This is a genomic window from Streptomyces sp. NPDC033136 (genome assembly GCF_055578235.1).
Genome location: NZ_JBVIPD010000006.1, coordinates 302,734 through 308,733, shown reverse-complemented (window position 1 = coordinate 308,733; position 6,000 = coordinate 302,734). Strand labels below are relative to the sequence as shown.

Annotated in this window: 7 protein-coding genes; all 7 read right to left on the bottom strand. The window is 70.6% G+C overall.

Going from position 1 to position 6,000, the window contains the following annotated elements:
- Positions 1-132: 132 nt before the first annotated feature.
- Positions 133-630 (bottom strand): preprotein translocase subunit YajC, encoded by a 498-nt coding sequence (gene yajC / locus ACZ5TL_RS14320; protein WP_468589886.1) that lies wholly within the window; start codon positions 628-630, stop codon positions 133-135.
- 185 nt (positions 631-815) lie between these two features.
- Positions 816-1,910, bottom strand: coding sequence for a Holliday junction branch migration DNA helicase RuvB (gene ruvB / locus ACZ5TL_RS14315; protein WP_468589884.1), 1,095 nt, complete (start codon positions 1,908-1,910; stop codon positions 816-818).
- A 28-nt stretch (positions 1,911-1,938) separates the two neighbouring features.
- Entirely contained in the window at positions 1,939-2,544 is a 606-nt protein-coding gene (gene ruvA, locus ACZ5TL_RS14310) for a Holliday junction branch migration protein RuvA (protein ID WP_468589882.1), read from the bottom strand.
- A complete protein-coding gene (gene ruvC, locus ACZ5TL_RS14305) occupies positions 2,541-3,071 on the bottom strand; it encodes a crossover junction endodeoxyribonuclease RuvC (protein ID WP_468589880.1) in 531 nt (176 codons plus the stop codon). The genes ruvA and ruvC overlap by 4 nt, the downstream gene beginning before the upstream one ends.
- A 121-nt stretch (positions 3,072-3,192) precedes the next feature.
- Positions 3,193-3,945, bottom strand: coding sequence for a YebC/PmpR family DNA-binding transcriptional regulator (locus tag ACZ5TL_RS14300; protein WP_468589879.1), 753 nt, complete (start codon positions 3,943-3,945; stop codon positions 3,193-3,195).
- 48 nt (positions 3,946-3,993) lie between these two features.
- Positions 3,994-4,599: a pyridoxal 5'-phosphate synthase glutaminase subunit PdxT gene (gene pdxT, locus ACZ5TL_RS14295; RefSeq protein WP_468589878.1), complete on the bottom strand. Its 606-nt coding sequence runs from the start codon at positions 4,597-4,599 to the stop codon at positions 3,994-3,996.
- 31 nt (positions 4,600-4,630) lie between these two features.
- The gene (pdxS, locus tag ACZ5TL_RS14290; RefSeq protein WP_468589877.1) at positions 4,631-5,536 is read right to left on the bottom strand and encodes a pyridoxal 5'-phosphate synthase lyase subunit PdxS; all 906 of its coding nucleotides are present in this window, start codon (positions 5,534-5,536) and stop codon (positions 4,631-4,633) included.
- Positions 5,537-6,000: the final 464 nt, after the last annotated feature.

The following is a 6,000-nucleotide window of genomic DNA, read 5'->3' as shown; positions in this document are numbered from 1 at the left end:
TTTTTTGTCCTTCCTTTGGTTCTTCTTCTCTTCGGGTGGGCGGACGGTGAGCCGGGACGTGTTGTGGGGACTTTGTCCGGGCGGGTCGTGGGGGGGGGTGCGCGGGCCGGGCCCGCGCACCCCGGGACACGACTACTTCGCCTCGGAGTCGCCGTCGGTCTTCTTCGGCTCTGCGTCCGTCTTCGCCTCACCGGCGGCGGTGTCGCCGGCCGGCTCGTCGGCCGCGTCCTTCTTGCCGAGGTCGACGGCCTTGTCGTCAGCGGGGGCGTCGGCTGCGGAGTCGTCGGTCTCGGTGAGGGAGGAGGCGTCGTCCGGGACGATGTCGGCGTCGGACTTCAGGTCGTGCTCGATGCCGTGGACGATGCGGTTGTACTCGTCGTCGGTGAGGACGGCGCCGATGGAGTTCTTGGCGAAGAGGAGCTCGACGCCGGGACCGGCGTCGACGAGGACGGTGTCCTCGTTGACCTCCTTGACCGTGGCGTACATGCCCCCGATGGTGCGGACACCGCTGCCGGGCTGCATTTGGTTCCGCATCTCCACGGCCTGCTGCTGCTTCTTCTTGGCCGACCGGGTCATCAGGAACATGGCCCCGATGAGCACGATGAACGGGAGGAGGGTCAGGAGACTCACGGGTCGGTACTTCCTTCACACGACCGCGCTGTGAGCGGCCAGATGGTTGGGGGTGTGTACGCCGCCGACAAAGGCGGCATCGGCGGAGTCTAAGCGAGTCCACGCGCATGGAACAACGCTCAGCATGGCACCGGGGTTCCTGCTCCGGCCACTGGCCTCGCCGTCCCGGAGCCGTGACGGCGCCATCACGCCCCGAACAGGTCCTGTTGTCCGTTTCCGGCGGTCTGGGAGCGGGGCGGGGTGAGGCCGAGATGCGCCCATGCGGCGGGGGTGGCGACCCGGCCGCGGGGGGTGCGGGCCAGCAGTCCCTCCCGTACGAGGAAGGGTTCGGCGACCTCTTCCACGGTCTCACGCTCCTCCCCCACCGCGACCGCGAGCGTGGACAGTCCGACGGGCCCGCCGCCGAACAGCTTGAGCAGCGCTTCCAGCACGCCCCGGTCGAGGCGGTCCAGGCCTCGCGCGTCCACCTCGTACACGGCGAGGGCGGCGGCGGCGATGTCCTGGGTGATCAGCCCGTCGGCCTTGACCTGCGCGTAGTCCCGGACGCGGCGCAGCAGGCGGTTGGCGATACGAGGGGTGCCGCGGGAGCGGCCGGCGATCTCGGCGGCGCCCGCCGGATCGACCTCGACCTCCAGGAGGGTGGCCGAGCGGTGGATGACCCGCTCCAGTTCGGCCGGTTCGTAGAACTCCATGTGCGCGGTGAAGCCGAAGCGGTCGCGCAGCGGGGGCGGCAGCAGGCCGGCGCGGGTGGTGGCGCCGACCAGGGTGAAGGGGGGCAGTTCGAGGGGGATGGCGGTGGCTCCGGGGCCCTTGCCGACGATGACGTCGACGCGGAAGTCCTCCATCGCCATGTACAGCATCTCCTCGGCGGGCCGGGACATGCGGTGGATCTCGTCGAGGAAGAGGACCTCGCCCTCCTGGAGGGAGGAGAGGATCGCGGCGAGGTCGCCGGCGTGCTGGATGGCGGGGCCCGAGGTGATGCGGATGGGGGCTTCCATCTCAGCCGCGATGATCATCGACAGGGTGGTCTTGCCGAGGCCGGGGGCGCCCGAGAGCAGGACGTGATCGGCGGTGGCGCCACGCGCGCGAGCCGCCCGCAGGACGAGGTCGAGCTGCTCGCGGACCTTCTCCTGGCCGATGAACTCGTCCAGGTCCTTGGGACGCAGGGCGGCCTCGACGGCCTGGTCCTCACGGTCGGCGACGGAGTCCACCAGCCGCTCCGCGTCGGGACCGGCGAGCCCCTCGGCGGCCTCGGCGTCGGTCGTGTCGTCCCAGTTCATGGAGTGTGCCTCGGAATCTCGGTGCGGACTATCGGGCGCGGTTCAGGGTCTGCAGGGCCGCCTTCAGCAGCTGGCCCACCTGGGGCGTGCCCTTGGCGGCCTCGGCCTGCGGAGCCACGGCGGCCACCGCCTCGTCGGCCTCCCGGGTCGCGTACCCGAGGCCGATCAGGGCCGCGTGCAGCTGGTCGCGCCAGCCGCTGCTGACCGGGGCGCCGACGGCGGGTGCGCCGACCGGGGCGCCGAGCCGGTCCTTCAGTTCCAGGAGCAGCTTCTGGGCACCCTTCTTACCGATGCCGGGGACGGCGGTGAGGGCCTTCTCGTCGGCGGTCGCGACGGCCCGGCGCAGGGCGTCCGGGCTGTGCACGGCGAGCATGGCCTGGGCCAGCCGGGGGCCGACCCCGCTGGCCGTCTGGAGCAGCTCGAAGACCTGCCGCTCGTCGTCGTCCGCGAAGCCGTACAGGGTCAGTGAGTCCTCACGGACGACGAGGGACGTGTGCAGTTTGGCGGGCCGGCCCGTGCGGAGCGTGGACAGGGTGTTCGGCGTGCACTGGACGGCCATGCCGACGCCCCCGACCTCGACGACCGCGGCGTCGGGGGCGAGCGCGGCGACCGTGCCGCTGACGAAGGCGATCATGCCGTACGGCCTTTCGATGTGTGCAGGGCGACGGCCTGCTGGAGTCGGTTCTGCGCGGGGGCGCGCCAGATGTGGCAGATGGCGAGGGCGAGGGCGTCGGCCGCGTCGGCGGGCCTGGGCGGCGCGCTGAGCCGGAGCAGGCGGGTCACCATGGCTCCGACCTGGGCCTTGTCGGCCCGGCCGCTGCCGGTGACGGCGGCCTTGACCTCGCTCGGGGTGTGCAGCGCCACGGGGATGCCGCGACGGGAGGCGCACAGCAGGGCGACGGCGCTGGCCTGGGCGGTGCCCATCACCGTACGGACGTTGTGCTGGCTGAAGACGCGCTCGACGGCGACGCATTCGGGCCGGTGCTCGTCCAGCCACTCCTCGAGTCCCTGCTCGATGGCGACGAGGCGGTGGCCGAGGTCGGCGTCCGCGGGCGTGCGGACGACGCCGACGCCGATCATCGTGAGCGGCCGTCCGGCGACACCCTCGACCACGCCCACACCACACCGGGTCAGTCCCGGGTCCACCCCCAAGACGCGCACGCGCCCCTCCCTTTCGATCGCCTGTTTGTGCAGGCTATCGGGTGCCACCGACAACGCGACGGGCCGACGGGGTGTGTCCCGTCGGCCCGTTGGTCCTCGGAGCCCTTCGCAGGGCGCGGCGTTACGCGTCGACCTTCTCCATGACCTCGTCGCTGACGTCGAAGTTGGCGAAGACGTTCTGCACGTCGTCGCTGTCCTCGAGCGCGTCGATGAGCTTGAAGATCTTCTTGGCGCCCTCCTCGTCCAGCTCGACCTGCATGGTCGGGACGAAGTTGGCGTCGGCGGAGTCGTAGTCGATGCCGGCGTCCTGAAGGGCGGTGCGGACCGCGACCAGGTCGGTGGCCTCGCTGAGCACCTCGAAGCTCTCGCCGAGGTCGTTGACCTCTTCGGCGCCCGCGTCCAGCACGGCGGCCAGCACGTCGTCCTCGGTCAGCTCGCCCTTGGGGACGATCACGACGCCCTTGCGGTTGAACAGGTACGACACCGAGCCCGGGTCGGCCATGGAGCCGCCGTTGCGGGTCATGGCGACGCGGACCTCGGAGGCGGCGCGGTTGCGGTTGTCGGTGAGGCACTCGATGAGCACCGCGACACCGTTCGGGCCGTAGCCCTCGTACATGATCGTCTCGTAGTCGGCGCCGCCGGCCTCCAGGCCCGCGCCGCGCTTGACCGCGGAGTCGATGTTCTTGTTGGGTACCGACGACTTCTTCGCCTTCTGGATGGCGTCATAGAGCGTCGGGTTGCCCTCGGGGTCGGCGCCGCCCATCCGGGCCGCCACCTCGATGTTCTTGATCAGCTTCGCGAAGAGCTTGCCGCGCTTGGCATCGATGACGGCCTTCTTGTGCTTCGTCGTGGCCCATTTAGAGTGGCCGGACATCTGCCTGTCTCCTTCGCGTAACCCATCTCAGCAACGAACGCAGGAATCCTACAAGGACTCGGCTGTCCGGTTCGCCCGCACCATGTCGACGAACAGGGCGTGCACCCGGTGGTCGCCGGTCAGTTCCGGGTGGAACGAGGTCGCCAGCGCGCTGCCCTGGCGGACCGCGACGATGTGGCCACCGTGCTCGGCGAGCACCTCCGCACCGGCCCCGACGGACTCGACCCAGGGGGCGCGGATGAAGACGCCCTCCACAGGGTCGCCCCCGACGCCCTTGATGTCGACGGCCGCCTCGAAGGACTCGTTCTGCCGGCCGAAGGCGTTGCGGCGCACGATCATGTCGATGCCGCCGATGGTCTCCTGGCCCGAGCGCGGGTCGAGGATCTTGTCGGCGAGCATGATCATGCCGGCGCAGGTGCCGTAGACGGGCATGCCGTCCCGCACGCGCGCGCGGAGCGGCTCCATCACGCCGAACAGCACCGCCAGCTTGGAGATGGTGGTGGACTCGCCGCCGGGGATGACGAGGCCGTCCACCTCGGCGAGTTCCTCGGGGCGCCGCACCGGCCTGGCCACGGCATCGGCCGCGGCCAGGGCGACGAGGTGCTCCCGGACGTCGCCCTGGAGGGCCAGGACGCCTATGACAGGAGTGTTCATGGAGTGGGTACCAGGTCCTTCAGCAGGCTGATCACCAGCCGCGGTTGGCGTAGCGCTCGGTCTCGGGGAGGGTGTCGCAGTTGATGCCGACCATGGCCTCGCCGAGGTTGCGGGACGCGTCCGCGATGATCTTCGGATCGTCGTAGAAGGTGGTGGCCTTCACGATGGCGGCGGCGCGCTTGGCCGGGTCGCCGGACTTGAAGATGCCGGAGCCGACGAAGACGCCCTCGGCGCCGAGCTGGCGCATCAGGGCCGCGTCGGCCGGGGTGGCGACACCGCCGGCGGAGAACAGCACCACGGGGAGCTTGCCGAGCTCGGAGACCTCCTTGACGAGCTCGTACGGGGCGCGCAGCTCCTTGGCGGCGGCGTACAGCTCGTGGTTGTCGAAGCCGCGCAGCTTGGCGATCTCGTTCTTGATCTGGCGCAGGTGGCGCACGGCCTCGACGACGTTGCCCGTGCCGGCCTCGCCCTTGGAGCGGATCATCGCGGCGCCCTCGGCGATGCGGCGCAGGGCCTCGCCCAGGTTGGTGGCCCCGCAGACGAACGGCGTGGTGAAGGACCACTTGTCGGAGTGGTTGACCTCGTCGGCCGGGGTGAGGACCTCGGACTCGTCGATGTAGTCGACGCCGAGGGACTGCAGGACCTGGGCCTCGACGAAGTGGCCGATGCGGGACTTGGCCATGACCGGGATGGAGACGGCCTCGATGATGCCCTCGATCATGTCCGGGTCGGACATGCGGGCCACGCCGCCGTCCTTGCGGATGTCGGCCGGGACCCGCTCCAGGGCCATGACGGCGACGGCGCCCGCGTCCTCGGCGATCTTCGCCTGCTCCGGCGTGACGACGTCCATGATGACGCCGCCCTTGAGCTGCTCGGCCATGCCGCGCTTCACACGGGCGGTGCCGGTCTCGGGAGCCTGGTTTTCGGAGATGGACACGGGTGACCTCGCTGAGGGGAAAGGGGGTTTTCTGCAGCACCGAGGAAACGCGAGGGGACCAGGCCACAGCAAGGGCCAATGGGAAGCCGGTGGATCGTTTTGGGTGAGCGGCCGTTCAGCAAGGGCCGGTCAACTCGGCATGGAGGCCCTCGGGCCGTGCGCGCTTGGAGGCCCCCGGTGGACGTGGTGAGTCCAGCGGGGGCCTCCTCCGGCGGTCGCCGCGGGGCGGAACGTCCGGGTCTCAGAGCGGACGGGTGGGAGAGAGCAGGGCCAGACCGGCCCCGATCTCCTCACTTCTCAGCTCCGGCGACGACCTCAGGAGCCTGTCCGTGAGCGGTTCACGCACCAGCACTCGGTCGCGGACGACCGGCGATCCCTCTCCCCCGTAGAGCACGGCCGAGTCCCAGTCATCGGGGTCGCCCACTCCCCGCCGATCGACGATCACGGCGCGGGCTGGCGTCGGA